The sequence below is a fragment of the Kitasatospora sp. NPDC088742 genome (assembly GCF_055584905.1).
This window is the reverse complement of record NZ_JBVJLD010000074.1, coordinates 1-26,398: the sequence shown is the minus strand read 5'-3', so window position 1 is coordinate 26,398 and position 26,398 is coordinate 1. Positions and strand designations below refer to the sequence as shown.

Genomic DNA, 26,398 nt, shown 5'->3' with positions numbered 1-26,398 from the left:
ACCGCTCACATCCGGTTCTCACGGGGTGGCCCCGTGTCGCGCTCCGACCGCTCCGTCGGGTGCCGCGAGCACGTCTCGGACGCGTATACGGCAAAAACTCATGATCCAATCATGGTTTCGGGAGTGTTGCCAGAGGTTTCGTCAGGTGTGCAGACCACCTCCGACCTGCGAGAAGGCCCCGTCGAACACGGGTCGCAGCATGCCGGAGGGGTCCTTGTCAAGCCCCGAGACCCGCCCTGACCTGCGAAAACGCCCTTCGGGTGGACGGCGAACCGTGTTATTCTGGTAAGCCACGGAAGGGGTCCTGTCACATGACGTTCAAGGTTGGCGACACGGTGGTCTACCCCCATCACGGGGCCGCGCTCATCGAGGCCATCGAGATTCGCCAGATCAAAGGTGTGGACAAGACCTACCTGGTGCTGAAGGTGCAGCAGGGAGACTTGACGCTGCGCGTGCCCGCGGAGAACGCGGAGTTCGTCGGCGTGCGTGACGTCGTCGGCCAGGAGGGTCTGGACCGGGTGTTCGAGGTGCTCCGCGCCCCGTACACGGAGGAGCCCACCAACTGGTCCCGCCGGTACAAGGCGAACCTCGAGAAGCTCGCCTCCGGCGATGTGATCAAGGTAGCCGAGGTCGTCCGCGACCTGTGGCGTCGCGAGCGCGAGCGCGGTCTGTCGGCCGGCGAGAAGCGGATGCTCGCCAAGGCGCGTCAGATCCTGGTCAGCGAGCTCGCTCTCGCGGAGAACACCAACGAGGACAAGGCGGAGACGCTGCTCGACGAGGTCTTGGCCTCGTAAGCGGTCCACCGCAGTTCGAAGCGCCCGATGTCGGTGCACTCATCGCGGTCACGTAACGTGGCCCCGGTGCGGCTCGGCAGCCCGGGCGCTTCGGCGTACCCGGGGACGAGCCGCCCCGGTCACTCGGTGTGAGGCCGTGACGGGGGCGGGCCGGCTTCGGAAGGGGACCGGACGCCTCGTTCGGCTTCGCCAGGGCCATACCCACCGCGCCGCGGGCGCAAAACATAAATGCAGCACGGACGCAGCACAGCGCCGAAGGAGCGAACCCTGAACGGTACGGCAGCAGTCGCAGCGGCCGTGGTCCCCGCCGCAGGGCGGGGCGAGCGGCTGGGGCCCGGCGCCCCGAAGGCCCTGCGGGAACTCGGCGGGGTGCCCCTGCTGGTGCACGCCGTCCGGGCGCTGGCCCGGAGCCGGGCGGTCGGGCTGGTGGTGGTGGCCGCGCCGCCGGACGGCGTGGCCGAGGTGGTCGGACTGCTGGACAGCCACGGGCTGGACGGCAAGGACGTCCGGGTGGTGGCCGGCGGGGCGACCAGGCAGGAGTCGGTCCGCCTCGGGCTGGCGGCGATCCCGGCCGACGTCCAGGTGGTGCTGGTGCACGACGCGGCCCGGCCGCTGGTGCCGGTCGAGGTGGTGGACGCGGTGGCGGCCGCCGTCCGCGGCGGGGCCGGGGCGGTGGTGCCGGCGGTGCCGCTGGCGGACACCGTGAAGCGGGTCGAGCCGCAGCCGGGAGGCCGGCCCGAGCCGGTGCTGGAGACCCCGGACCGGTCCGCGCTGCGCGCGGTGCAGACCCCGCAGGGCTTCCGCCGGGAGCTGCTGGCCGAGGTGCACGAGCGGGCGCTGGCCGAGCCGGAGCTGACCGTCACCGACGACGCCGGGATGGTCGAGCACTACGGCGGCACCGTGGTGGTCGTCCCGGGCCACGAAGAGGCCTTCAAGGTCACCCGTCCGCTGGACCTCGTGCTCGCCGAGGCCGTGCTCGCCCGCAGGAGGGCCTCCGATGGCTTCTGACACCCCCGTCGACACCCCGGTGATCCCGCTGGTCGGGATCGGCACCGACGTGCACGCCTTCGAGGCCGGGCGCCCGCTCCGGGTGGCCGGTCTGGACTGGCCCGGGGCCGGGGACGGCCTGGCCGGGCACTCGGACGCGGACGTGGCCGCGCACGCCGCCTGCGACGCGCTGTTCTCGGCCGCCGGGGTGGGCGACCTGGGCGCGCACTTCGGCACCGACCGCCCCGAGTGGTCCGGCGCCTCGGGCGTCGCACTGCTGGCCGAGGCGGCCCGGATCGTCCGGGCCGAGGGCTTCGAGATCGGGAACGTGGCGGTGCAGGTGATCGGCGTCCGCCCGAAGATCGGCAAGCGGCGCGCGGAGGCCCAGGCGGCGCTCTCGGCCGCGGTGGGCGCCCCGGTCTCGGTCTCCGGCACCACCACCGACGGGCTCGGGCTGACCGGCCGGGCCGAGGGCCTGGCCGCGATCGCCACCGCCCTGGTGTACCGGGCGCGTTGACGCCGTTGGTCCGTTCGGATGGCTGACGGGTGTTCAACTCCCGTACGCCGCCGCGTGGTCAGTAGCGTTCCCCGGAGACGCCGAGGAAAGGGACCACGATGGCGGTAGAGCTCTCCGAACGGGCCAGGGCGCTGTTCGACGGCAGGACCTTCGCGGTGGTGAGCACCGTGCAGCCGGACGGCAGCCCGCAGTCCTCGGTGGTCTGGGTCCGGCGGGAGGGGGACGACGTGCTGTTCTCCACCGTCGAGGGCCGGCGCAAGCACCTCAACATGGTCCGCGACCCGCGGATCACCCTGCTGGTCAACCCGCCGGACCACCCGTACACCTACCTGGAGCTGCGCGGCGAGGTGGTGATGGTCCGTGAGGGCGGCCGGGAGCTGATCGACGAGCTGTCGCACAAGTACCGGGGCGAGGACTACGGCTACGACGGGCCCGAGGACGTCCGGGTGGTGTGCCGCCTGGCGGCGCGCAAGGCGGTCGGGAACCTCTGAAACGGAGCGAACCGACGAGGCCGTGACGGAAAGGTGGCGGGGCACCCCCCACTGCCCACTACGCTTGACGCTGTGAGCCTTCGCCTGTACGACACCAGCACCCGCCAGGTACGCGACTTCGTCCCGCTTGTACCGGGCTGTGTCTCGATGTACCTGTGTGGCGCGACCGTCCAGGCGCCCCCGCACATCGGGCACATCCGGTCCGGCCTGAACTTCGACGTGATGCGCCGCTGGTTCGGCTACCGCGGCTATCAGGTCACCTTCGTCCGGAACGTCACCGACATCGACGACAAGGTCATCGACAAGGGGAAGACCCAGGGCGTCCCGTGGTGGCAGGTCGCCTCCGTCAACGAGCGCGCGTTCAGCGAGGGTTACACCGCGCTGGGCTGCCTGCCGCCCTCGATCGAGCCGCGGGCCACCGGGCACGTGCCCGAGATGATCGAGATGATGCAGGGCCTGATCGAGCGCGGCCACGCCTACGAGGCGGACGGCAACGTCTACTTCGCCGTGACCACCTACCCGGACTACCTGGCGCTCTCCAACCAGGAGTTGGAGAACCTGCTGCAGCCCGAGTCGGTCGGCGAGACCGGCAAGCGCGACCCGCGCGACTTCGCGATGTGGAAGCGGGCCAAGGAGGGCGAGCCCAGCTGGCAGACCCCCTGGGGCCGGGGCCGCCCGGGCTGGCACCTGGAGTGCTCGGCCATGGCGCACAAGTACCTGGGCACCGCCTTCGACATCCACGGCGGCGGGCTGGACCTGATCTTCCCGCACCACGAGAACGAGATCGCCCAGTCCAAGGCCTTCGGCGACGAGTTCGCCAACTTCTGGGTGCACAACGCCTGGGTCACCATGAGCGGCGAGAAGATGTCCAAGTCCCTGGGCAACTCGGTGCTGGTCTCCGAGATGGTCCAGCGCTGGCGCCCGATCGTGCTCCGCTACTACCTGGCCGCCCCGCACTACCGGTCGATGATCGAGTACAGCGAGGAGGCCCTGCGCGAGGCGGAGACCGCCTTCGCCCGGATCGAGAACTTCATCGAGCGGGCCATCGAGCTCTGCGGCCCGGTGGACGGGGCGCCCGAGGTGCCGCTGGCCTTCGCCGAGGCGATGGACGACGACCTGGGCGTGCCGCAGGCGCTGGCCGTGGTGCACACCGCCGTCCGCCAGGGCAACAGCGCCCTCGCCGCGGACGACAAGGAGAACGCGGTGGCGCGGCTCGCCGAGGTCCGTGCGATGCTCGGTGTGCTGGGTCTCGACCCGTTGGACGAGATGTGGGCCGGCGCCGAGCGCGGCGACGACCTCCGCCCGGTGGTCGACTCGCTGGTCCGCCTGGTGCTCGACCAGCGTCAGGCCGCCAGGACCCGCAAGGACTTCGCGACCGCGGACGCGATCCGCGACCAGCTGGCGCAGGCCGGGCTGTCCGTCGAGGACGGCCCGACCGGCTCGCGCTGGACGCTCAACCAGTAGTCACGAACGACCAGTAGCCCCGCACTCGGGGCGTGGGTGGGCCGTACCTTCACCGGTGCGGCCCACCCGCACGACGCAGAGCCCGCCGCCGACGGCCGTCGCCGGGGCGGGCGAGACAGACAAGGGAAGTACAGCCATGGCCGGCAACAGCGCTCGCAGGAACCGACGCAACCCCGGATCGAAGAAGGGCGCGAGTGTCGGCACCGGCGGGCACAGCCGGAAGGCGCTGCAGGGCAAGGGCCCGACCCCGCCGGCCTCGGCCCGCAAGGGGCACGTCAAGCAGCGGCAGGCCAACGCCGCCGTCAAGCGCGAGATGGACGCCAAGTCGCGGGCCGGCATGCGCCGCGCCGGCGGTGGCGGCCGCGGTGGCCGCGGTGGCGCCGGCTCCGCCGAGCTGGTGTTCGGCCGGAACTCGGTGGTCGAGGCGCTGCAGGGCGGCGTGCCGGCCAACGCGCTCTACGTCCAGCAGTTCCTCGACTCCGACGACCGGGTGCGCGAGGCCCTGCAGGCCGCCAACGAGCGGGGCGTCCCGCTGATGGAGGCGCCGCGCCCGCAGCTGGACCAGATGACCGGCGGGATGAACCACCAGGGCCTGGTGCTCCAGGTGCCGCCGTACGAGTACGCGCACCCGGACGACCTGCTGGCCGACGCCGCCGAGAACGGCGAGGACGCGCTGGTGATCGCGCTGGACGGCGTCACCGACTCGCGCAACCTCGGCGCCGTGGTCCGTTCGGCCGCCGCCTTCGGGGCGCACGGCGTGGTGATCCCCGAGCGGCGCGCCGCCGGGATGACGGCCGGCGCCTGGAAGACCTCTTCGGGCGCGGCCGCGCGCCTGCCCGTGGCGCGCGCCACCAACATGACCCGCGCGCTGGAGGCGTACCAGAAGGCCGGTCTCCTGGTGGTCGGCCTGGCCGCCGACGGCGAGGCCGAGCTCGGTGACCTGGAGGCGCTCACCGGCCCGGTCGTGATCGTCGCGGGCAGCGAGGGCAAGGGCCTGTCCCGGCTGGTCTCGGAGACCTGCGACATCCGGGTCAAGATCCCGATGTCCGGTCTGACCGAGTCGCTGAACGCCGGTGTCGCGGCGGGCATCGTGCTCTACGAGGCCGCCCGGATGCGTGCCAAGCAGTAGCCGACGGGTTGGTCGTACGTTTGGAACGGGAAACCGATCGGGCCTGACCAGGCCCGATCGGTTTACTCATGATCACTTCAATTGCCGTCAGGAATCCACCCGGGAGAGTGTCCTAACCGGCCGTCACCCGGTTAGACGGGTGTGGACACCAGAACACCTCGGCGCCCTGCCCCGGGCGGCATGGCGGGAATAGATGCCGAACCCGGCCTCAACACGGTCAAGGTGCCGTCCGACCCGGCCAGGCTCAGCAGTACCCAGGTCAGCTTCCGGGTCAGGCTCGCCGCCCCGGTGGCCCCGCTGATCGACGGCCTGCCCGGCGCCGCCTTCGGCGACCCGTACGGGACGTCCAACGGCGGACTGCCCCCGGGCTTCGCCTCCCGGCCCATGGTCACCCCGCAGGTCGTGGTGGCCGGTGCCCAGGTGCCGTCGTTGGCCGGCTCCGTCGCGGCCACCCGGCGCAAGGGCCGGGTCACCGCCGTCACCTGGACCGGCCAGGCGGCCCCCGGTGACCAGGCGGCGACCCAGCTGCTGGAGGCCGTCCGCCTCAACACCGTGCCGGCCCCGGCCCGCCCGGTCGGGGAGGACGACACCGAGCAGCTGGAGACCTACCGCGGCGCCCCGCCCGCTCCGGCGGCCGTCCGGCCTCGGCAGGACTGGGCCCCGGCGGGCGAGCTGCCCGAGGTCTCGGCGGTCGGCGCGGACTCCAGGCACGCGCGGTACCCCGGTCGGAAGGTCGACCTGGGCCTGGTGCTGCTGCCGCTGCGCATCGTGCTGGGCTCGCTCTCGGTCTACGCCGGGTTCAGCAAGCTCTGCGACCCGGTGTACTTCGACGGCGGCGACCGCGGCTCGATGATGCGCTGGCTCTCCTCCCTGCACCCGTGGGGCGTGGCCCAGCCGCTGCTGGACTTCGCCATGGCCCACCCGGTCGGGGCGGGTCTGGCGGTCGCGTTCACCCAGGTCGTGGTCGGCGTGCTCTCGCTGCTCGGCCTCTGGCAGCGGGTCGCGGCCGGTTCCGCGATGCTGCTCTCCGCCGCGCTCCTGTTCACCGTGAGCTGGCGGGCGGTGCCGGTCTACGACACCCCCGACTTGATCTTCCTGGTGGCGTGGAGCCCGCTGCTGATCGCCGGCGCGCCGTTCGGCTCGCTGGACGGCCGGATCGCGCTGGACGCCTGGCGCCGCTACGGCACCGCCGCCCCGGCCGCGCTCCGGCGCCGGATCTGGCGGCGTGGCGGCGTGGTGACGGCCGTGGTGGTCGGGCTGACCCTGCTGGTCGGCTCGATGCTCGGCGCCGCGGTCCGCACCAGCGGACGGCCCGGCCCGACGCCGGCCAAGCCGCCGACGGACTTCGGCTCGCCGATGTGGCCGGGCAACGGCGCTTCCAACGCCCCGATGCCGGTGGCTCCGCCGCCGTCCGCCAAGCCCACCGCCCCGTCCTCGTCCGCCCCGTCGGCCAACAAGAGCGGCAGCCCCAAGCCCAAGCCCTCCACCGGCAAGTCCGAGCAGGCCCACCCGTCGGCCCCGGCCGCCCAGGCCCCGTCCCCGACCAAGGCCGCCACCGGCGGCGGCACCCCGGCCGGAGCCACCACCCGCGGCGCCACCACCGGCGGTTCCTCCACCGGCACCGCCCCCAAGCCCAGCCCCACGGGCGGCGGCATCCTCGGCGGAGTCCTCGGCGCCCCCCTCCTCGGCATGGCCCCCGGCCCGGCCAAGCAGCACGTGGAGGCCTAGAGCAGAACGCGCGACAGGCAGCGCCACAGGGGCGCGAGGCTCTGACATTTGCGGCTCCGCCGCGTGGGCGCGACCAACCCACCACCCAGGTGGGAGGCCGCACCGGTGTCAGTTCCCCGCGCCCCGCTTCCGTGCTCTGACGGAACCTCAGTTGGACGCCGCCGCAAGCTCCTTGGCCGCCTCCGTCAGGTCCTTCGCGGTGTCGATCGCCCGCCAGTAGCACCCCTGCGGCAGCTGGTACCCCGCCAGCCGCTTGCCGCGCGCCAACTGCGGGAACGTGGTCCGCTCGTGGTCGCCGACGTCCGGCAGCAGGTCCTGGAAGCCGGGCGCGAAGACGTACAGGCCGGCGTTGATCAGGAACGGCGAGGGCGGCGACTCGATGAAGTCCAGCACGTTGCCGAACTGGTCGGTCTCCACCGCGCCCCAGGGGATCCGCGGCCGGGCCAGCGCGAGCGTCGCGACGGCGTCCCGCTCGTGGTGGAAGGCGGCCATCTCGCGCAGGCTGAACCTGGTCCAGATGTCGCCGTTGGTGGCGTACCAGGGCTGGTCCGGGCGCGGCAGGGCCTTCGCGGCGTACTTGAGTCCGCCGCCGCGGCCGAGCGGCTCGGTCTCCACCACCGTGCTGACGTTGACCGGGAGTTCGGTCCGGTCGAGCCAGTCCTGGAGGACCTCGGCCAGGTGGCCGCAGGAGATCACCACGTCGGTGACCCCCTCGGCGGCGAGCCAGGCGAGCTGGTGGCCGACGATGGGGGTGCCGGTGCCCGGGATCTCGACCAGCGGCTTGGGCCGGTCGTCGGTGTAGGGGCGGAGCCGGGAGCCCTGGCCGCCCGCCAGGATGACGGCCTGCGTCACGGCGGGCGAGTGCGGGGCGGGAGAGGTGGAATCAGCTGTCATGCCTGAACGATAGGCCCAGGCACGGCAGATGACGCCCTCTCCCGCCCGTAAGGGGACGGGGGGTTCTAGTGCCGTGCCCGGCAAGGTTTGCCCCGTCACGCCGCCCGGCACGCACTCTCGCCGCACCGGGCGAAGGCCCGGGTAGCTCCGCTACGACGGGCCTTCGCCCGGCACGCCGATGGCACGCACCGAACGACGCGACGGGGCAAACCTTGCCGGGCACGGCACTAGCCCACCACTCCGGTGGCGAAGGAGCCGTCGCAGACCGGCCGGGCGAAGGTGCGGGCCCGCTGCGCGTCGCCCTGGTACTTGCGCACGGCGGCCCGGCCGAGGTCGGCGGCCAGCTCGGTGCAGTACGGGGTGAGCGCGGGCTTCTCCCGCATGGAGCGCTCCAGCAGGTCGAGCGCGGTGCCCGGGTTGTGGTTGCGCAGCTCCGTCATCAGGTCGGAGCGGAGGGCTTCCTTGGGGGAGAGCCCGTCGGTGTTCGCGGCGGTCGCGCTGCGCCCGATGGTGCCGTCGCCGCTGGAGGCCGCGACCACCTGCTGGTCGAGGCCGGTGGGCGGCGCCCAGGGGACGCGCGTGACGGCGAGCGTGCCGGTGGTCACCAGGATCACGGGCAGGGTCAGGGCAACGGTCTGGCCGATGCGGCGCACGAGTTGCTTCACGCACGAGAGCGTAGCGGCGTGTCGGGGCATGGTGGCTCTCCGTTACACCAATGAGTGACGCGTGTCCGGTTTCGTCCCTCGCACGGGTTGACGCCGAAGGCCCCCGTCCGCTCGGACGGGGGCCTTCGTATGACTATTCGTCAGGAGATCAGGCGCTCAGGCGGGCACCCGTGGTGGTGTTGAAGACGTGGGTCTCGCCACCGGTCGGGACCACGTGGATGGTCTCGCCCTTCTGCGGGATCTGACGGCCGTGCACGCGCACGACGATGTCCTTGTCGTCGCCACCGATCTTGGTGGTGCCGTAGACGAAGCCGTCCGCGCCGAGCTCCTCGACCACGTTGACGGTGACCGCGACGCCCTCGATGCCGCCCGCCGGGACGATCTCGAAGTGCTCCGGGCGGATGCCGACGGTGACGCTCTTGTCGGTGCCGGCGCCGGCCAGGTCGTCACGCGAGATGTTGACGATCGAGCCGCCGAACTTCACGCCGCCGTCGACCAGCGGGACGTCGACCAGGTTCATCGCGGGCGAGCCGATGAAGCCGGCCACGAAGAGGTTGGCCGGGCGGTCGTACATGTTGCGCGGGCTGTCGACCTGCTGGAGCAGACCGTCCTTGAGCACCGCGACGCGGTCGCCCATGGTCATGGCCTCGACCTGGTCGTGCGTCACGTAGACGGTGGTGATGCCCAGGCGGCGCTGGAGCGAGGCGATCTGGGTGCGGGTCGAGACGCGGAGCTTGGCGTCGAGGTTCGACAGCGGCTCGTCCATCAGGAAGACCTGCGGCTCGCGGACGATCGCGCGGCCCATCGCGACGCGCTGGCGCTGGCCGCCGGAGAGCGCCTTCGGCTTGCGGTCCAGGTAGTCGGTCAGGTCGAGGATCTTCGCGGCCTCTTCGACCTTGGTGCGGATCTCGCTCTTGTTGACGCCGGCGATCTTGAGCGCGAAGCCCATGTTGTCCGCGACGGTCATGTGCGGGTAGAGCGCGTAGTTCTGGAACACCATCGCGATGTCCCGGTCCTTCGGCGGCAGGTGGGTGACGTCGCGGTCGCCGATGCGGATCGCACCGCCGTTGACGTCCTCCAGGCCCGCGAGCATCCGGAGGCTGGTGGACTTGCCACAGCCGGAGGGGCCGACCAGGACGAGGAACTCGCCGTCCTCGATGTGCAGGTCCAGACCGTCGACCGACGGCTTGGTGGCACCCGGGTAGACACGGGTGGCCTTGTCGTACGTGACCGAAGCCATGCTTCTGCGCTCCTTCACCGGCAGGAACGTGCCGGACGATCCGAGTAAAGGGTTGGATTGTGGGTCCGCCGCCCGGTGGGGCCTCGGTGGTCTGGACCACCTGCCTCCGTGCGGCTTCCTGGCGACGCTACCCGCCCGATCGTCCTATTGTCAGCCCCCTCCGCCTCCCGAATCCGGCATCAATCCGATCACGAGCCCCACACCTGACCGGTACACTGCCCACTGGTACCGCCGAGGCCACGCCGCGGACGGTCACCGTGCCTCCTTAGCTCAGTTGGCCAGAGCACCGCTCTTGTAAAGCGGGGGTCGTCGGTTCGAACCCGACAGGGGGCTCCGTGCTTGCAGCGTCTACGGGACGCACTGAGGGCCAGTTCACCGGGGTGATCCCGGACGGCTGGCCCTTCGCCATTGAGGGGCTTTGGACGTCCGTCAATCCCCTCCCCCCAGCCGACTTCAGTCTGCCCCGGGCGCGCAGGTTGCTGTTCGTGGAATCCCAGCGGAGGCCGGACCGGGGCGAGCAGAATGGCTCGTTCGACCGTTCGTGGCCCTGCAGGGGCAGTGCCAGCGGTCGGACGTCCGGGGAGGGCACATGCAGGTCGTTTCGGTGATCAACTACAAGGGCGGGGTGGGAAAGACCACGCTCACCGCCAATGTCGGTGCCGAGCTGGCGTTTCGGGACAAGAAGGTCTTGCTCATCGACCTTGACCCGCAGGCGAGCCTCACCTTTTCGCTGATGCGGCCGGAGTACTGGCAGGAGCATCTGTCCGACAGCAGGACGATCAAGCAGTGGTACGACTCGCTCGCTCTGGGCAGTGCCCCCAACCTCTCCTCCTTGATCATCTCCCCGGAGGCGGCGAATCGGCGCATAGGTGCCGGGAGCATCGATCTGATCGCGTCGCACCTCGGGCTGATCAACGTCGACCTCGAGTTGGCCACCGAGCTGGGAGGGGCGAGCCTCAAGCAGAGCAAGTTGAACTACCTCCGGGTCCACCGACGGCTCTCCGAGGGGTTGTCCGAACCGAAGTTCAAGGAGTACGACGTCATCCTCATCGACTGTCCGCCCAACTTCAACGTGGTCACGAAGACGGCGATCGTGGCCAGCGACCACATCCTGATCCCCGCCAAGGCCGACTACCTCTCCACCCTCGGGATCGACTACCTGATGCGGAGCTTGCGAGAACTGGTTCAGGACTACAACGAGTTCGCCTCCATCGCAGACGGGGGCGGGGAGACGGAGCGGATCGATCCGCAGATCCTGGGCGTCGTCTTCACCATGATGCAGATGTACTCGAAAGAGCCGATCCAGGCGCTTCGTCCGTTCATCGGGCAGACCCGGGCGCTCGGTGTGCCGGTCTTCTCGAAGATGTTGCGGGAGAACAAGTCGCTCTTCGCGGATGCGCCCAGGTCGGGAGTGCCGGTCGTGCTCGACGGATCGACCGGTGCCAAGCAGGTCGTCGGGGAGATCGAACAGCTCGTCAATGAGATCGAAGAGAAGCTGGGGATCTGAAGATGACTGATCCGATCGCCAAGTCGGATGAGGTCCTGAAGCAGGTGTCGGCGTTGCTGAGGCGTCTCACCGCGGAGCAGGTCGACAGTCTGGTGGACGGCACCGGACGCCTGGTCTACGAGGAGCACCCGAAGCGCTCCGGTGCCCGAAGGGCGCCCGCATTGGAGAGCTTCGATGTGCGGGAGATCCGGGTGAGCCTGGAGGGGATGGAGTCTCGGGAGGAGGGGCTCGCCCATCTGGAGCAACTGAAGCTGACGAGGGAGTCGCTGCGCGGCCTGGCGGCACAGCTGGACATCTACGTTCCGAAGTCCGACACCGTCGAGCGGCTGAAGGACCGGATCGTGGACGCGACCATTGGCTTCCGGACCCGGTCGCAGGCCATTCGGGGTGGGAGTCCGCTCAAGCAGGCTTCGAAGGCGACGGTGTCTCCGGAGGGCCGCAGTGGCATCGGCACGGAGGAGGCGGCCGCCGAGTAGCCGAAGGGTTGAACCGGTACGGAAGGCCGGCCTCTCGGGATGCCCGAGAGGCCGGCCTTCTGCTGTGTGGGCTCCAGGGGCACTGGAGCCAGATGAGGACACCAGAAGCTGTCGTGTTTTTGCGAAATCCTGTCGACATCTTGTGGTCATCTGTCGGGCGGTGGTTACATGAGCGTGCCGCCGGCGAGGGCCGGGGCGCCCCACCCACCCGTGCCCGTAGAAGGGTTCCTCCGTCATGAGCAGAGCTGGGATCGCCCACAGATCCGTCGTTGTCGCGTTGGCCGCAGGGATGGCCATGTCCCTTGCCGCCTGCGGGAGTTCAGGGGGTGGAAGCGGGGATAGCAATGCGACCGGGGGCGCCACGCTGGACGCGTCGGCGAAGGTGACGATCAGCGTGGACTGCCAGCCGCCGGTGACCAAGGCGGCGGAGCGCAAGCAGTGGGAGGAGGACGTCGCGGCGTTCGGGAAGCTGTACCCGAACGTGACGATCAAGAGCAAGGACGCCTCGCCCTGCGAGGAGCCGGCCCCGTTCACCGCCCAGCTCAAGGGCAAGACCCAGACCGACGTCTTCTACACCTACTTCACCGATCTCCAGCAGGTGCTGGACGAGGGCGCGGCGGAGGACATCAGCGCGTACGTCAACGAGCAGACCGTCCCGGCGCTCAAGGACATCGACCCCTCGGTGCTGGCCACCCTCAAGGACGGTGGCAAGCTCTACGGCCTGCCGACCTCCAACTACAAGATGGGCCTGCTCTACAACCGCAAGCTGTTCAAGCAGGCGGGCCTGGACCCGGACAAGCCGCCGACCACCTGGGCGGGGATCCGGGAAGCGGCGAAGAAGATCGCCGCCCTGGGCAACGGGGTGAACGGCTACGGCGACTACAGCGCGACCAACCAGGGCGGGTGGCACTTCACCGCGGAGCTGTACGGCCTCGGCGGGTCGATGGTGGGCGCGGACGGCAAGAAGGCCGCGTTCAACACCCCCGAGGGCAGGCAGGTCCTGCAGAACCTGTACGACATGCGGTGGACCGACAACAGCATGGGCGCCGCGCAGAGCCTCAAGTGGCCGGACCTGATGACCCAGATGTCGACCGACAAGCTCGGCATGTACGTCGGGGCGCCGGACGACGTCACCTACATGGTGCAGACCCTCAAGGGGAACTACGAGGACTACGGCATGGGCCCGATGCCCGGCGGCAAGGCGGCGCTGCTGGGCGGCAACGACTACATGTTCAAGAAGGGCTCCACCCCGGAGCAGATCAAGGCGGGCATCGCCTGGATCAACTTCAAGTTCCTCACTCTGGGCAAGGGCCAGTTCGACTACGCCAGGACCAAGGCGGACGGTCTGCCGGTCGGCCTGCCGCAGCCGTCCTTCTTCACCGGCGCCAGCCTGGAGGGCGACAACAAGGCCAAGGCCGCCAGCGCCACCGTGCCGGTCGCCAACTACGCGCCGTACCTGGCCGCACCTGTGCCGGGCAAGACCGAACCGGCCAACGCCCAGCAGATCTACAAGGTGCTGGACAACCCGGTCTCGGCCGTCCTGACCGACAGGAACGCCGACGTGGCCAAGCTGCTGGGCGAGGCCGAGGCGCAGGTCAACCAGGTCCTGGCGAGCCTGCAGTGACGGTGCGTCGGGTCCGGGAGCAGCTGACCGCGCACGGCTTCCTGATCGGTGCGCTGCTCTGCTTCGGCTTCTTCACCTGGTACCCGATGGTGCGGGAAGTCGTGATGAGCTTCCAGCGCACCAAGCGGGGCCGGACCACCTGGGTCGGGTGGGCCAACGTCGATCAGCTGCTCCAGGACCCGGCGTTCTGGCAGGCCTGGCGCAACACGCTCCTGTTCACCCTGCTGGCGCTGGTGCTGGGCTTCGCGGTGCCGTTCCTGGTGGCGGTGCTGCTCAACGAACTCCGGCACGCCAAGGCCTACTTGCGCATCCTGGTGTACCTGCCGGTGATGATGCCGCCGGTCGCCTCGGTGCTGCTCTTCAAGTACTTCTACGATCCGGACTTCGGTCTGTTCAACAGCATCCTGAAGGCGCTCCACCTGCCGACCTCGGCCTGGCTCAACTCGCCGGACACGGCGATGATCTCGGTGGTGCTCGCGGCCACCTGGATGAACATGGGCGGCGCGACGCTGATCTACCTGGCGGCGCTCCAGGGCATCCCGGGCGAGCTGTACGAGGCGGCCGAGCTGGACGGGGCCGGCCTGTGGCGGCGGATCTGGCACGTGACGATCCCGCAGACCCGGCTGATCCTCTCGCTCCTGCTGCTGCTCCAGGTCGTGGCCACCATGCAGGTGTTCGTGGAGCCCTTCCTGCTGACCGGGGGCAACGGGCCGCAGGGGTCGACCACCACCGTGGTCTTCCTCGTCTACCAGTACGCCTTCAACTTCAACAACTACGGTGCCGCCTCCGCGCTCGGACTGATCATGCTGCTGGTGCTGGCAGGTTTCTCCGTGCTCTACGCGCGCCTCTCCCGCAAGGCCGATTAGAAGGGAAGCCCGGTGGCAGAGCCGCAGACCCGGACGCTGATGTCCCAGACCCAACTCAACCGTCCGCTCGGCAGGTGGCTCTACCGGGTGGTCCTGGCGGTCACCGTCATCGGCTTCACACTGGTGTTCCTGGGCCCGTTGTACTGGCTGGTGACCGGCGGGCTGAAGTCCACCGCCGAGGTGGTCTCGAGCCCGCCGACGCTCTTCCCGAGCCGGCTGCACCCGGAGACGTACGCCACCGCCTGGAGCCAACTCCGGCTCGGCAGGCTGCTGTTCAACACGCTGTACTACGCGCTGGGGGCGCTCGCCTTCCAGCTGGTGTTCGACGTGGCGGCGGCCTACGCGCTCTCCAAGCTCCGGCCGGTGCTGGGGAACGTCATCCTCGGCATGATGCTGGCCACCCTGATGATCCCGGCGGCGGTCCTGATCGTCCCGCAGTACCTGACGGTGCTGGACCTGCCGGTGCTCCACCTCAACCTGGTGAACACGCCGTGGGCGATCTGGCTGCCCACGGTGGCCAACGCCTTCAACATCTTCCTGCTCAAGCGCTTCTTCGACTCCATCCCGGCCGACCTGATGGCGGCCGCCGCGATCGACGGGGCCGGCCCGCTGCGGACCCTGGCCTCGATCGTGCTGCCGATGTCGCGGCCGATCCTCGGGGTGGTCTCGATCTTCGCGGTGGTGAACGTCTGGAAGGACTTCCTCTGGCCGATGCTGGTCCAGCCGGACCCGGCCAACCAGACGCTGAACATCGGCATCAAGTCGCTGGCCATGGGGGTGCCGCAGAACGTCATCATCGCCGCGCTGGCGATCGCCTCGCTGCCGACCATCGCCTTCTTCCTGCTCTTCCAACGCAACATCATGTCCGGGCTCACCTCGGGTGGGCTCAAAGGCTGAGGCCGGGGCCCGGGCGCCGATCCCGAAAGGACACCCAGACCGTGGGACAGCAATCCCCGCCCGACCGCTCCGACTGGTGGCGCGACGCGGCCATCTACCAGGTGTACCCGCGCAGCTTCGCCGACGGGAACGGCGACGGCACGGGAGACCTGGCCGGCGTCCGCTCCCGGCTGCCCTACCTGGCCGAACTCGGCGTGGACGCCGTCTGGTTCAACCCCTGGTACCCCTCGCCGATGGCGGACGGCGGCTACGACGTGGCCGACTACCGCGGCGTGGACCCGCTGTTCGGCACCCTGGAGGAGGCCGAGCTGCTGATCGCCGAGGCGCTGGAGCTCGGGATCAGGACGGTCGTCGACGTGGTGCCCAACCACGTCTCGGACCAACACCCGTGGTTCCAGGCCGCGTTGGCGGCCGGGCCGGGCGGTCCGGAGCGGGAGCTGTTCCACTTCAAGGAGGGGCGGGGTGAGCGGGGGGAGATCCCGCCCAACGACTGGGTCTCGGAGTTCGGCGGCTGCCCGTGGACCAGGGTCGAGGACGGCAGCTGGTACCTGCACCTGTTCGCCACCCAGCAGCCCGACCTCAACTGGTCCCATCCGCTGGTCCGTTCGGAGCACGAGGAGATCCTCCGGTTCTGGTTCGACCGGGGCGCGGCCGGGGTGCGGATCGACTCGGCCGCCCTGCCGGCCAAGGACCCGGCGCTGCCCGATTTCGTCAAGGGCACCGACCCGCACCCCTACACCGACCGCGAGGAGCTGCACGAGATCTATCGCTCCTGGCGGGCCATCGCCGACGAATACCCCGGCACCCGGATCCTGGTCGGCGAGGTCTGGCTGCCGGACGCCGAACGGTTCGCCCGCTACCTGCGCCCGGACGAACTGCACACCGCCTTCAACTTCGACTTCCTGGCCCGCCCTTGGGATGCGGCGGCGCTGCGCGAGTCGATCGACTCCACCCTCGCGCTGCACGCCCCGGTCGGTGCCCCGGCCACCTGGGTGCTCTGCAACCACGACGTGACCCGCACGGTGACCCGCTACGGCCGCCGGGACACCCGCTTCGACTTCGCCGCCAAGCGCTGGGGCACCCCCACCGACCTGGCGCTCGGCCTGCGCCGGGCCCGGGCCGCCGCGCTGCTCTCGCTGGCCCTGCCCGGTGCGGTCTACCTGTACCAGGGCGAGGAGTTGGGCCTGCCCGAGGTCGAGGACCTCCCGCCGGGCCGGCTCCAGGACCCGATGCACTTCCGCTCCGGCGGCACCGATCCCGGCCGTGACGGCTGCCGGGTGCCGCTCCCGTGGTCGGGCGACCGACCCCCGTACGGGTTCAGCCAGGATTCGACGGCCGAGGCCTGGCTCCCGCAGCCGGCCGACTGGGCCCCGCTCACCGTGGCGGCCCAGTCGGCCGACCCTGACTCGATGCTGACCCTCTACCGCGAGGCGCTCCGGCTGCGCCGCACCGAAGCCGCCCTGCACGGCGACAAGTTCGAATGGCTGCCCTCGGCCGACGAGGTGCTCGCCTTCCGCCGCGGCGACCTGCTCTGCCTGGTCAACCTCGGGGCCGAACCGGCCCCGTTCCCCGAACACCGCACCCTGCTGCTGGCCAGCGGCCCGCTCGCCGGGCCCGCCCTGCTCCCCACCGACACCGCGGTCTGGCTGCGCGTCGCCTGACTCATCCGTGGCGCGGACACCCTCCGCCCGGCCCGCCATCGGGCCGGGTGCCGCTCCGCCCGCCGCTCCTCACCGGAGGCCCGGATGGCCGTCTCGGCCCGGTCGCCACCGTACGCGCAAGGTTCCCTCAACTCCTCACCCCCACCCCGTCGTCAGAGACAGAGGACCCCCGTGAGAACCCGAGCTCCCATCCCCCGGCTGGTGGCCACCGCGGCCACGCTCAGCCTGCTGGCCCTGGCCGGCCCGCTGCTCCCCACCGGTACCGCCGTAGCCGCCGGCGGGCCGAACCTCGCCGCCGGGAAGGCGGTCTCCGCCTCCAGCACCACCGGCGGCCAGACCGCCACCAACATCAACGACGGCAACCAGTCCACCTACTGGGAGAGCGCCAACGGTGCGCTGCCGCAGTGGGTACAGGTCGACCTCGGCAGCTCCACCTCGATCGACGAGGTGGTGCTCAAGCTCCCGGCGGGCTGGGGGAGCCGCACCGAGACGCTGGCGGTGCAGGGCAGTGCCGACGGCACCTCCTTCACCACCCTGGCCACCTCGGCGGTCTACAGCTTCGACCCGGGGACGGCCAACACCGTCCGGATCACCTTCCCGGCCTCCGTCACCCGGTACGTCCGGCTGGCGGTTTCGGCCAACACCGGGTGGCCGGCCGCCCAGATCTCCGAGCTGGAGGTGCACGGCTCGACCACCACCAGCGCCAACCTGGCCCTCGGCCGGACCTTCTCCTCCAGCAGCGTGAGCCAGTCCTACGTGGCGGCCAACGCGGGCGACGGCAGCCAGGCCAGCTACTGGGAGAGCGGCAACAACGCCCTCCCGCAGTGGGTGCAGGTCGACCTGGGCTCGGCCGTCGCGGTCAACCGGGCTGTACTGAAGCTCCCGGCCGGCTGGGAGAGCCGCACCCAGACGCTCTCGGTCCAGGGCAGCACCAACGGCACCACCTTCACCGACCTCTCCGCCTCGGCCGCCCGGGTGTTCGACCCGGCCAACGGCAACGCGGTGACGGTGGACCTCGGCACCACCACCGTCCGGTACCTGCGGATCAACGTCACCGCCAACACCGCCTGGCCCGCCGCCCAGCTCTCCGAGCTGGAGGTCTACGGACCGACCACCGGCGACACCCAGGCCCCGTCCGCGCCGGGCACCCTGTCGTACACCCAACCGGCCTCCGGCCAGGTGAAGTTGAGCTGGGGCGCGGCAACGGACAACGTCGGAGTGACCGGCTACGACGTGTACGCCAACGGCATGCTGCTCACCAGCGTGGCGGGCGGCCAGCTGACCTACACCGACAGCCGCCCCGACTCCGAGACCGTCTCCTACTCGGTCAAGGCCAAGGACGCGGCGGGAAACCAGTCGGCCGCGAGCAACACGGTGCTGCGCAGCGGCACCGTCGGTGGCACCAACCTGGCGGCGGGCAAGCCGATTTCGGCCTCCTCGGTGATCCACACCTTCGTCGCGGCCAACGCCAACGACAACGACCTGAACACCTACTGGGAGGCTAACGGCCAGCCCGGCACCCTGGCGGTGCAGCTCGGCTCCAACGCCGCGGTCAGCGCCGTGGTGGTCAAGCTCAACCCGGCGGCGGCCTGGTCCACCCGGAGCCAGACCATCGAGGTGCTCGGCCGGGACCAGGTGGCGAGCGGCTTCAATTCGCTGGTGGCGGCGAAGAGTTACGCCTTCGACCAGCCCTCGGGGAACACCGTCACCATCCCGGTCTCCGCCACGGCCGCCGAGGTGCAGCTCAAGTTCACCGCCAACTCCGGCTCCGGCGGCAGCCAGGTGGCCGAGTTCCAGGTGATCGGCACCCCCGCGCCCAACCCGGACCTGACCGTCACCGCCACCTCGGCCAGCCCGGCCGCCCCGGTGGAGACCGACGCCGTCACGCTCTCCGCCACCGTGCAGAACGTGGGCAACCTGGCCGCCCCGGCCAGCTCGGTCAACCTCTACCTCGGCTCCACCAAGGTCGGCACCGCCCAGGTGGGCGCGCTGGCCGCCGGGGCCGCCGCCACCGTGCAGGTCAACGCCGGTGCGCAGAACGCCGGGAGCTACCAACTCACCGCCAAGGTCGACGAGGCCAACGCGGTGATCGAGCGGGACGAGACCAACAACGTCTTCACCGCGGCGGCCCCGCTGGTGGTCAGTCAGGTGGCCAGCTCCGACCTGCTGGCCTCCCCGGTCAGCTGGTCGCCGTCCAACCCGGCGGCCGGAAACGCCGTCAACTTCTCGGTGGCGGTGAAGAACCAGGGCACGGTGGCCTCGGCCGGTAGCGCCCACGCCATCACCCTGACCGTGGCCGACGCCAGCGGCGCCGTGGTGAAGACCCTGACCGGCGCCTACACCGGCGCCATCGCGGCCGGTGCCACCGCCGCCCCGGTCAGCCTGGGGAGTTGGACGGCGGGCAACGGCAAGTACACCGTGAAGACGGTGATCGCCGACGACGCCAACGAGCTCCCGGTGAAGCGCGCCAACAACACCGACACCCAGTCCCTCTACGTCGGCCGCGGCGCCAACATGCCGTACGACACCTACGAGGCCGAGGACGGCGTGCTGGCCGGCGGCGCGGCGCTGGTCGGGCCCAACCGGGTGGTCGGCGACCTGGCCGGCGAGGCCAGCGGCCGCCGCGCGGTGACGCTCAACTCCACCGGCGCGTCGGTGGAGTTCACCACCAAGGCGCCCACCAACACCCTGGTCACCCGCTTCTCCATCCCGGACGCGGCGGGCGGCGACGGCATCAACTCCACGCTCGGCGTCTACGTCAACGGGACCTTCCTGAAGACCATCGACCTGACCTCCAAGTACGCCTGGCTGTACGGCAGCGAGACCGCCCCGGGCAACTCGCCGGGCGCGGGCGGCCCGCGGCACATCTACGACGAGGCCAACGTCCTGCTCGGCACCACCGTCCCGGCGGGCAGCAGGATCAAGCTCCAGAAGGACGCCGGGAACACCTCGCAGTACGCGATCGACTTCGTCAGCCTGGAGCAGGCCACCGCGGTCGCCAACCCGGACCCGGCGCGGTACGCCGTCCCGGCCGGCTTCACCCACCAGGACGTGCAGAACGCCCTGGACAAGGTCCGGATGGACACCACCGGCACCCTGGTCGGCGTCTACCTGCCGGCCGGTGACTACCAGACCGCGAGCAAGTTCCAGGTCTACGGCAAGGCCGTGAAGGTGGTCGGCGCGGGCCCGTGGTTCACCCGCTTCCGGGCCCCGGACACCCAGTCCAACACCGACGTCGGCTTCCGGGCCGAGGCCACCGCCAACGGCTCCTCCTTCACCGGCTTCGCCTACTTCGGCAACTACACCTCGCGGATCGACGGCCCCGGCAAGGTCTTCGACTTCGCCAACGTGGCCAACATGGTGATCGACAACATCTGGGTCGAGCACATGGTCTGCCTCTACTGGGGCGCCAACACCGACAACATGGTCATCAAGAACTCCCGGATCCGCGACACCTTCGCGGACGGGGTCAACATGACCAACGGCTCCACGGACAACCTGATCAGCAACAACGAGGCCCGGGCCACCGGCGACGACTCCTTCGCCCTGTTCTCCGCGATCGACGGGGGCGGCGCGGACGAGAAGAACAACGTCTTCGAGAACCTCACCTCGATCCTCGCCTGGCGGGCGGCCGGCGTCGCGGTCTACGGCGGCTACGCCAACACCTTCCGCAACATCCACATCGCCGACACCCTGGTCTACTCGGGCATCACCATCAGCTCGCTGGACTTCGGGTACCCGATGAACGGCTTCGGCACCGACCCGACCAACCTGCAGAACATCTCCATCGTCCGGGCCGGCGGCCACTTCTGGGGCTCGCAGACCTTCCCGGGCATCTGGGTCTTCTCCGCCTCGAAGGTGTTCCAGGGCATCCGGGTGAGCGACGTGGACATCGTCGACCCGACCTACCACGGCATCATGTTCCAGACCAACTACTCCGGCGGCCAGCCGCAGTTCCCGGTCAAGGACACGGTGTTCAGCAACATCTCGATCACCGGGGCGAAGAAGAGCGGCGACGCCTACGACGCCAAGTCCGGTTACGGGATCTGGGTCAACGAGTCGGCCGAGGCCGGCCAGGGCCCGGCGGTCGGGTCGGTGGTCTTCAACAACCTGCGGATGAGCGGCAACGCGCAGGACATCAAGAACACCACCTCGACCTTCACCGTCACCGTGAACCCGTAGCACCTCCGTACCCCTCCTAGAGCTGCTGCTGCCCCGGGCGCCCCTGACGCGCCCGGGGCAGCAGCGCAAGAAAGCGCAAACGGCTTGCGAAGGACGACGTACACTCCCACCATGACGCGACGACTTGCCCAGGTGGCGCAGAAGGTCGGGGTCAGCGAGGCCACCGTCAGCCGGGTGCTGAACGAGAAGCCCGGTGTCTCGGACGCGACCCGGGCGGCGGTGCTGACCGCCCTCGACGTGCTCGGCTACGAGCGTCCCACCCAACTCCGCGGCGAGCGCGCCCGGTTGGTCGGCCTGGTGATGCCCGAGCTGCAGAACCCGATCTTCCCGGCCTTCGCCGAGGCGGTCGGCGGCGCGCTGGCCGGCCAGGGCTTCACCCCCGTGCTCTGCACCCAGACCGCCGGCGGCGTCTCCGAGGCCGACTACGTGGACCTGCTGCTCGCGCAGCAGGTCTCCGGCGTGGTCTTCTTCGGCGGCCTCTACGCCCAGGGCGACGCCCCGCACGACCACTACGACCGGCTGGCCGAGCGCAGCCTGCCCACCGTGCTGCTGAACGCCGCCATCGACGGCCTGGACTTCGCCCGGGTCTCCTGCGACGACGCGGTGGCCGTGGAGCAGTCCATCGGCCACCTCAAGCAGCTCGGCCACCGCAAGCTCGGCCTGGTGCTCGGCCCGGCCGACCACGTGCCCTCGCGGCGCAAGCTGGACGCCGCCCGGGCCGCCGCCGCGAAGGCGGGCCTGGAGCTGCCGGACAGTCAGGTCGAGCGCGCGCTGTTCACCCTGGAGGGCGGCCAGGCCGCCACCACCCGGCTGCTCAAGCAGGGCGTCACCGGCGTGATCTGCGCCAGCGACCCGCTGGCGCTCGGCGCCGTCCGGGCCGCCCGCCGGGCCGGGCTCTCGGTGCCGGACGACCTCTCGGTCATCGGCTACGACGACTCCTCCTTCATGACCTGCACCGACCCGCCGCTGACCACCGTGCGCCAGCCCATCGAGGCGATGGGCCGGGCCGCGGTGGACCTGCTGGTCGCCGAGATCGGCGGCGCGAAGATCACCCACGACGAGCTGCTCTTCGAGCCCGAGCTGGTGGTCCGTGGCTCCACCGCCCCGCCGCGCGACCGTTCCTGATCCGCAGCACGACAGAGCCCCTCCGGTCCGCCGACCGGAGGGGCTCTGTCGTTCAGGGTTCTAGAGGACGGTGAGTTCGGCGAGCTGGGCGGCCGGCCAGGCGGTGTTGGCGGTGAACGTCAGCCGCAGGTAACGGGCGCTGGTGGACGGGAAGTTGACGGTGCCGGTCGGGGCGATGGCGACGCTCCGGGCGGCGGCCAGCTCGGTCCAGTTCGCGCCGTCGGCGGAGCCCTGGACGGCGACGGTCTCGTTCCGGGCGCCCCAGGTGGCAGGCAGTGCGAGCCGCACGCCGGTGGTGGCGGTGGTGGCGCAGCGGTCGAGGGTGAAGGTCTGTGGGAAGGCGTTGTTGGCGCTCTCCCAGTAGCTGGCCGGGTTCCCGTCGATCGCGTTGGCGGCCGTGTACGTCTGGGTGGAACTGCTGGCCGTTGCGCTCGCCGTGCAGCTGGGCGGGGGAGTGGTGGGCGGAGTGGTGGTCGGGGTCGAGCCGGTCAGCACGGTCAGCTCGGAGAGCTGCGCGGCGGGCCAGGCGGTGTTGGCGGTGAAGGTCAGCCGCAGGTGGCGGGCGGTGGCCGAAGCGAAGGTGATCTCACCCTGAGGGGCGATCACCACACCGCGCGGGGAGGCGAGTTCGGTCCAGTTCACGCCGTCGGTGGAGCCGTGCACGGCGACCGTCTCGGTGCGGGACTCCCAGCCGGAGGGCAGGGCGAGCCGGACGCCGGTGGCGGCGGAGGCGGTGCACCTGTCCAGCGTGAAGGTCTGCGGGAAGGCGCTGTTGGCGCTCTCCCAGTAGGTCGCGGTGTTGCCGTCCACCGCGTTGGCGGGGCCGTAGTTCTGGTTGGAGCTGCTCGCGGTCGCGCCCGGGGTGCAGGCCGGCGGGGTGGTGGGGGAGGGGGACGGCGACGGGGTCGGGGTGGGGGTCGGCGTGGGCGTCGGGGTCGGGTTGGTCCCGTTGGACGGGCGGCCGCCGTAGGTGAACTTCGGGTCGGGCCACACGCCGGTGCAGGTCGAGCCGGTGAGGCCGGAGTTGCCGCCGCCGTCGGTGATCTGGAAGCCGGTGCCCACGCAGTTGTGGACCGGGGTGGGCGCCTGCGCGATGTTCCGCGCCGTCACGCCGGTGAAGCGCATCGAGGAGTTGGCCTGCGCCTGGACGGCGTAGGTGCCGGCGCCGTCGATGGTGACATTGGTGAAGCTGATGCCGCTGGAGGCGCCCTCGATGGTCTGGATCGCCTCGTAGGAGCTGTCCAGGATGTCGGTGTCCGAGATCGCGATGGCGGCGCCCGCGATCGGCTCGTTGAGGCCGCTGAACCAGACCGCGCCGACGCCGAAGTTCCAGTTGTAGTCGCTGTTCCCGGTGCGGATCAGGGTGTTGCGGGCGGCGGTGATGGTGCCCGCCACGGCGGTGCCGTTGCCGGAGCTGACGCCGGGGTACCGGTTGGCGATGTGCAGGCCGCCGCCGTTGGAGATGGTGTCGGCCATCACGTTGTCCGAGATGGTGAAGTCCTTGCCGCCGTACGTGACGATGTTGTTGGCGAGGATCGGCAGCACCACGGTGTTGTGGGTGAAGCTGTCGCCGACGTTGGGCACCCGCTCCGGCCAGGAGGCCAGGCCGTCGTCGCCGGTGTTGCGGACGAAGGTGTTGGTGACGCTCGAATTGGTCACCCCCGTGTGGAAGTTGACCCCGTCGGCGGTCTGGTCGAGGATCCGGCTGTTCCTGATGGTGAAGCGGTCCATCGGACCGTCCATCCAGGCGCCGACCTTGGTGTGCTGGAGCCACAGGTTGTCGACGGTGGAGTTGCTCATCGCCCCGCCGAGCGCGTTCACCTGGTCGTCGTCGACCCGCTCGCGGACGTCGCCGATGATGGCGAAGTCCTTGAGGGTGACGTTGCGGCTCGGGCCGTTGGCCTCCTGCGGGCGGACCGCGCCGCCGTAGCCGCCGCCCGGGACGTACTTGCCGTAGATGCCGGCCGCCCGGTTGCGGTTGACCGGGTCACGCCCGCCGAGCACGGAGTACCAGGGGCCCGCCCCGGCCAGCGTGACGCCGTCCACCACCACGTGGTCGTAGAGGGTGAAGCTGCCGGTCGGGATCCAGACCGTCTTCCCCTGTGCCTGCCCCGCGTTGACGGCGGCCTGGAACTTGGCGGTGGAGTCGGTGGCCCCGCTCGGGTCGGCACCGAAGTCGGCCACCACGTCCAGGGCCCCGGCGGGCTTGGACTTGGCCGGGCCGACCTGCTCGAAGTCGGCCAGGTCGACGGTGAAGCTGGGCGACTGCGCGGTGGAGGAGACCTGGAGCCGGACCTTGGAGCCGGCCGGCAGCAGCGAGCCGAACATGGTCCGGGTCTCGTCGTAGAAGTGGTGCGGGTTGGTGTCGCCGGGGTTGTTGTTGAACGGATAACCCCCGTAGTACCAGCCGTACTTGGAGGTGACCGGGAGGTCCTTGAGCTTGCTGCCGTTGACCAGCAGGTCGATCGAGGCGTCCCGGCCCTTGCCGTCGGCGGTGTCCGGCAGCGAGTACCGGAAGCTCATCGCGTCGGCGGGTGCGGTGAGGGTGAACTCCACGTACTGGCCGGGGGAGTTGAGCGTCACGGCCTGCCGGCCGGAGGACTCCGAGGGGAGCGTGCCGTAGCGCCGCTCCGGGCCGATCACAGTGCCGTTGGTGGCCGCGAACTCGGCCTCCTGCTCCTTGAACGGAACGGTCGCGCCCCGGCCGGGCACGTCGAGCGGGGAGAGCGTGGGGACGGCGGCCGCGTGCGCGGGCGCCGTGGTGACGGCGAGCAGGGCGCCGGTGGAGAGCGCGGCCGCCGTGAGGACGGCGACCGGCCCGCGCAGGCGGCGGACGGTGGGTGGCTGCATGTGGTGGGCCTCGCTGGGTCGTGGGTGGGGGACGACGGCCGAGCGAGGGAGAGACTAGGGGCGGGGGCGCATGAAGTCCATGGAAAAGCGCAAAATATCGACAGGGCGAGCGCAAGTAAGTCGATTGCGGCACCCGGCCGCGGTCCGCGTGACGGGTGGTCAGGAGCCGCCGCCTACGATGGGCGGCATGTACGCCTTCCTACCGGCCCTGGTCTTCTTCCTGGCGTTCTGCGCCAGTGTCTGGCAGGACCGGAGGCGGTTCCGCAACGCGGTGCTGTTCGGGCTGACCCTGACCAGCCTGGCCGGCGCCCTGCTCGCCCAGGCCCGGCACCTTCCGGACACGCCGGCGGTGATCGTCTACGCGGCGGTGCTGCTGGTGCCCGCGCTGGGGGTGCTGGTGCTCGGGGCCGCGCTGGTGCTCAACGGCGTCACCATGATCAGGAAGGAGGGCACCCGGCCGGCCACGGTGCTCTCGCTGCTGCTCGGGCTGACCATCTACGGGATGGTCGTCCTGGTCCTGCTGGCCGGACGGCCGAACGCCTCCTCCGCCTACCTGGCGTTCGTGGTCGCGGCGTTGCTGCTCTCGGCCTACCTCTCCTTCCTCTGCCTCTCGTTCCTCGGCTACGCCTGGCTCTACGGCCGGATCCCGGCCCGCGGCGGGGTCGACTTCGTGGTGGTGCTCGGCGCCGGTCTGATCGACGGCGAGCGGGTGCCGCCACTGCTGGCCGCCCGGCTGCGCCGCGGCCTGGCGGTCCACGACCGCCAGGTGGCGCGGGGGCGTCCGGCCCCGGTGCTGCTCGCCTCCGGCGGGAAGGGCACCGACGAGAAGCTGCCGGAGTCCACCGCGATGGCCCGCTGGCTGGTCGAGCAGGGCGCCCCGCCGGAGCAGGTCTGGGAGGAGGACCGGTCGCGGACAACCGAGGAGAACCTGGTCTTCAGTCAGAAGATCATGAGCGAGGCCGTGCCCGGCTACCGCTGCGTCGTGGTGACCAACAACTTCCACGCCTACCGGGCGGCGATGCTGGCCCGCCGGGCCGGGGTCAACGGTCAGGTGCGCGGCGCCCCGACCGCCGGCTACTACCTGCCGAGCGCCACCATCCGCGAGTTCGTCGCGGTGTTCTGGGAGCACAAGGTGGTCAACCTGATCATCTGCGCGCTGCTGGTCGGCATGGCACTCGGCGCCTTCCTGCTCGACGCGCTCTACCGCTAGGGCCTGTTTCAGAAGTGGATCAAGGTCATGCGATGATCTTGATCCATGGCTCGGGGAGATCTGACGGACGCCCAGTGGGCAGTGCTGGAAC

General features: G+C 70.6%; 20 protein-coding genes and 1 tRNA gene. 17 read left to right on the top strand and 4 right to left on the bottom strand.

Annotated features, from left to right (window positions below; all coding sequences use genetic code 11):
* Positions 1–311 precede the first annotated feature (311 nt).
* The 7 genes from ACZ6ZR_RS36165 to ACZ6ZR_RS36135 all read left to right on the top strand — a co-directional run bounded on the left by ACZ6ZR_RS36165 (position 312) and on the right by ACZ6ZR_RS36135 (position 7,110).
* Positions 312–794: a CarD family transcriptional regulator gene (locus ACZ6ZR_RS36165; RefSeq protein ID WP_030244332.1), complete on the top strand. Its 483-nt coding sequence runs from the start codon at positions 312–314 to the stop codon at positions 792–794.
* A 228-nt stretch (positions 795–1,022) separates the two neighbouring features.
* A complete protein-coding gene (gene ispD, locus ACZ6ZR_RS36160; RefSeq protein WP_465649869.1) occupies positions 1,023–1,802 on the top strand; it encodes a 2-C-methyl-D-erythritol 4-phosphate cytidylyltransferase in 780 nt (259 codons plus the stop codon).
* Positions 1,792–2,298 (top strand): 2-C-methyl-D-erythritol 2,4-cyclodiphosphate synthase, encoded by a 507-nt coding sequence (gene ispF / locus ACZ6ZR_RS36155; RefSeq protein ID WP_465649867.1) that lies wholly within the window; start codon positions 1,792–1,794, stop codon positions 2,296–2,298. Before ispD ends, ispF begins: the two co-directional genes overlap by 11 nt.
* A gap of 98 nt (positions 2,299–2,396) precedes the next feature.
* On the top strand, positions 2,397–2,789 hold the full coding sequence (locus ACZ6ZR_RS36150; protein WP_465649865.1) for a PPOX class F420-dependent oxidoreductase: 393 nt from the start codon (positions 2,397–2,399) through the stop codon (positions 2,787–2,789).
* Positions 2,790–2,861: 72 nt separating this feature from the next.
* Positions 2,862–4,253, top strand: coding sequence for a cysteine--tRNA ligase (cysS, locus tag ACZ6ZR_RS36145; RefSeq protein WP_465649863.1), 1,392 nt, complete (start codon positions 2,862–2,864; stop codon positions 4,251–4,253).
* A 136-nt stretch (positions 4,254–4,389) separates the two neighbouring features.
* The gene (gene rlmB / locus ACZ6ZR_RS36140; RefSeq protein ID WP_465649861.1) at positions 4,390–5,382 is read left to right on the top strand and encodes a 23S rRNA (guanosine(2251)-2'-O)-methyltransferase RlmB; all 993 of its coding nucleotides are present in this window, start codon (positions 4,390–4,392) and stop codon (positions 5,380–5,382) included.
* 180 nt (positions 5,383–5,562) lie between these two features.
* A complete protein-coding gene (locus ACZ6ZR_RS36135) occupies positions 5,563–7,110 on the top strand; it encodes a DoxX family protein (RefSeq protein WP_465649859.1) in 1,548 nt (515 codons plus the stop codon).
* A 147-nt stretch (positions 7,111–7,257) separates the two neighbouring features.
* Here ACZ6ZR_RS36135 and ACZ6ZR_RS36130 read toward each other — a convergent pair whose 3' ends face one another.
* The 3 genes from ACZ6ZR_RS36130 to ACZ6ZR_RS36120 all read right to left on the bottom strand — a co-directional run bounded on the left by ACZ6ZR_RS36130 (position 7,258) and on the right by ACZ6ZR_RS36120 (position 9,909).
* Positions 7,258–8,004, bottom strand: coding sequence for a nucleotidyltransferase family protein (locus ACZ6ZR_RS36130; protein ID WP_465649857.1), 747 nt, complete (start codon positions 8,002–8,004; stop codon positions 7,258–7,260).
* 227 nt (positions 8,005–8,231) lie between these two features.
* Entirely contained in the window at positions 8,232–8,669 is a 438-nt protein-coding gene (locus tag ACZ6ZR_RS36125) for a hypothetical protein (protein ID WP_465649855.1), read from the bottom strand.
* 148 nt (positions 8,670–8,817) lie between these two features.
* A complete protein-coding gene (locus tag ACZ6ZR_RS36120) occupies positions 8,818–9,909 on the bottom strand; it encodes an ABC transporter ATP-binding protein (protein ID WP_465649853.1) in 1,092 nt (363 codons plus the stop codon).
* Between the two features lie 259 nt (positions 9,910–10,168).
* Here ACZ6ZR_RS36120 and ACZ6ZR_RS36115 point away from each other — a divergent pair.
* From ACZ6ZR_RS36115 to ACZ6ZR_RS36075, 9 genes are all read left to right on the top strand, one after another.
* Positions 10,169–10,242, top strand: a tRNA-Thr gene (locus ACZ6ZR_RS36115).
* A 256-nt stretch (positions 10,243–10,498) separates the two neighbouring features.
* Positions 10,499–11,416: a ParA family protein gene (locus ACZ6ZR_RS36110; RefSeq protein ID WP_465649851.1), complete on the top strand. Its 918-nt coding sequence runs from the start codon at positions 10,499–10,501 to the stop codon at positions 11,414–11,416.
* 2 nt (positions 11,417–11,418) lie between these two features.
* Positions 11,419–11,892 (top strand): hypothetical protein, encoded by a 474-nt coding sequence (locus ACZ6ZR_RS36105; RefSeq protein ID WP_465649849.1) that lies wholly within the window; start codon positions 11,419–11,421, stop codon positions 11,890–11,892.
* Positions 11,893–12,127: 235 nt separating this feature from the next.
* Complete coding sequence (locus ACZ6ZR_RS36100) at positions 12,128–13,516, top strand: ABC transporter substrate-binding protein (protein ID WP_465649847.1); 1,389 nt, start codon at positions 12,128–12,130, stop codon at positions 13,514–13,516.
* The gene (locus ACZ6ZR_RS36095; protein ID WP_465649845.1) at positions 13,513–14,382 is read left to right on the top strand and encodes a carbohydrate ABC transporter permease; all 870 of its coding nucleotides are present in this window, start codon (positions 13,513–13,515) and stop codon (positions 14,380–14,382) included. The genes ACZ6ZR_RS36100 and ACZ6ZR_RS36095 overlap by 4 nt, the downstream gene beginning before the upstream one ends.
* Before the next feature lie 39 nt (positions 14,383–14,421).
* Positions 14,422–15,279 (top strand): carbohydrate ABC transporter permease, encoded by an 858-nt coding sequence (locus ACZ6ZR_RS36090; RefSeq protein WP_465649888.1) that lies wholly within the window; start codon positions 14,422–14,424, stop codon positions 15,277–15,279.
* A 41-nt stretch (positions 15,280–15,320) separates the two neighbouring features.
* Positions 15,321–16,940, top strand: coding sequence for a glycoside hydrolase family 13 protein (locus ACZ6ZR_RS36085; protein WP_465649843.1), 1,620 nt, complete (start codon positions 15,321–15,323; stop codon positions 16,938–16,940).
* Positions 16,941–17,024: 84 nt separating this feature from the next.
* A complete protein-coding gene (locus tag ACZ6ZR_RS36080) occupies positions 17,025–21,122 on the top strand; it encodes a galactose-binding domain-containing protein (protein WP_465649841.1) in 4,098 nt (1,365 codons plus the stop codon).
* 111 nt (positions 21,123–21,233) lie between these two features.
* Entirely contained in the window at positions 21,234–22,247 is a 1,014-nt protein-coding gene (locus ACZ6ZR_RS36075; protein ID WP_465649839.1) for a LacI family DNA-binding transcriptional regulator, read from the top strand.
* A gap of 60 nt (positions 22,248–22,307) precedes the next feature.
* Here ACZ6ZR_RS36075 and ACZ6ZR_RS36070 read toward each other — a convergent pair whose 3' ends face one another.
* The gene (locus ACZ6ZR_RS36070) at positions 22,308–25,097 is read right to left on the bottom strand and encodes a discoidin domain-containing protein (protein ID WP_465649837.1); all 2,790 of its coding nucleotides are present in this window, start codon (positions 25,095–25,097) and stop codon (positions 22,308–22,310) included.
* A 187-nt stretch (positions 25,098–25,284) separates the two neighbouring features.
* Between ACZ6ZR_RS36070 and ACZ6ZR_RS36065 the strand changes: the two genes are divergently transcribed.
* Positions 25,285–26,307 carry a YdcF family protein gene (locus ACZ6ZR_RS36065; RefSeq protein WP_465649835.1) on the top strand — a complete coding sequence of 341 codons (1,023 nt, stop codon included), beginning with the start codon at positions 25,285–25,287 and terminating at the stop codon, positions 26,305–26,307.
* The last annotated feature ends 91 nt before the right edge of the window (positions 26,308–26,398 follow it).

Bases quoted from the DNA above. Each gene is read 5' to 3' on its own strand.
- ACZ6ZR_RS36165 (WP_030244332.1), top strand. From the start codon at position 312: ATGACGTTCAAGGTTGGCGACACGGTGGTCTACCCCCATCACGGGGCC.
- ispD (WP_465649869.1), top strand. From the start codon at position 1,023: ATGCAGCACGGACGCAGCACAGCGCCGAAGGAGCGAACCCTGAACGGT.
- ispF (WP_465649867.1), top strand. From the start codon at position 1,792: ATGGCTTCTGACACCCCCGTCGACACCCCGGTGATCCCGCTGGTCGGG.
- ACZ6ZR_RS36150 (WP_465649865.1), top strand. From the start codon at position 2,397: ATGGCGGTAGAGCTCTCCGAACGGGCCAGGGCGCTGTTCGACGGCAGG.
- rlmB (WP_465649861.1), top strand. From the start codon at position 4,390: ATGGCCGGCAACAGCGCTCGCAGGAACCGACGCAACCCCGGATCGAAG.
- ACZ6ZR_RS36135 (WP_465649859.1), top strand. From the start codon at position 5,563: ATGGCGGGAATAGATGCCGAACCCGGCCTCAACACGGTCAAGGTGCCG.
- ACZ6ZR_RS36130 (WP_465649857.1), bottom strand. From the start codon at position 8,004: ATGACAGCTGATTCCACCTCTCCCGCCCCGCACTCGCCCGCCGTGACG.
- ACZ6ZR_RS36120 (WP_465649853.1), bottom strand. From the start codon at position 9,909: ATGGCTTCGGTCACGTACGACAAGGCCACCCGTGTCTACCCGGGTGCC.
- ACZ6ZR_RS36110 (WP_465649851.1), top strand. From the start codon at position 10,499: ATGCAGGTCGTTTCGGTGATCAACTACAAGGGCGGGGTGGGAAAGACC.
- ACZ6ZR_RS36105 (WP_465649849.1), top strand. From the start codon at position 11,419: ATGACTGATCCGATCGCCAAGTCGGATGAGGTCCTGAAGCAGGTGTCG.
- ACZ6ZR_RS36100 (WP_465649847.1), top strand. From the start codon at position 12,128: ATGAGCAGAGCTGGGATCGCCCACAGATCCGTCGTTGTCGCGTTGGCC.
- ACZ6ZR_RS36090 (WP_465649888.1), top strand. From the start codon at position 14,422: ATGTCCCAGACCCAACTCAACCGTCCGCTCGGCAGGTGGCTCTACCGG.
- ACZ6ZR_RS36080 (WP_465649841.1), top strand. From the start codon at position 17,025: ATGGCCGTCTCGGCCCGGTCGCCACCGTACGCGCAAGGTTCCCTCAAC.
- ACZ6ZR_RS36075 (WP_465649839.1), top strand. From the start codon at position 21,234: ATGACGCGACGACTTGCCCAGGTGGCGCAGAAGGTCGGGGTCAGCGAG.
- ACZ6ZR_RS36070 (WP_465649837.1), bottom strand. From the start codon at position 25,097: ATGCAGCCACCCACCGTCCGCCGCCTGCGCGGGCCGGTCGCCGTCCTC.
- ACZ6ZR_RS36065 (WP_465649835.1), top strand. From the start codon at position 25,285: ATGTACGCCTTCCTACCGGCCCTGGTCTTCTTCCTGGCGTTCTGCGCC.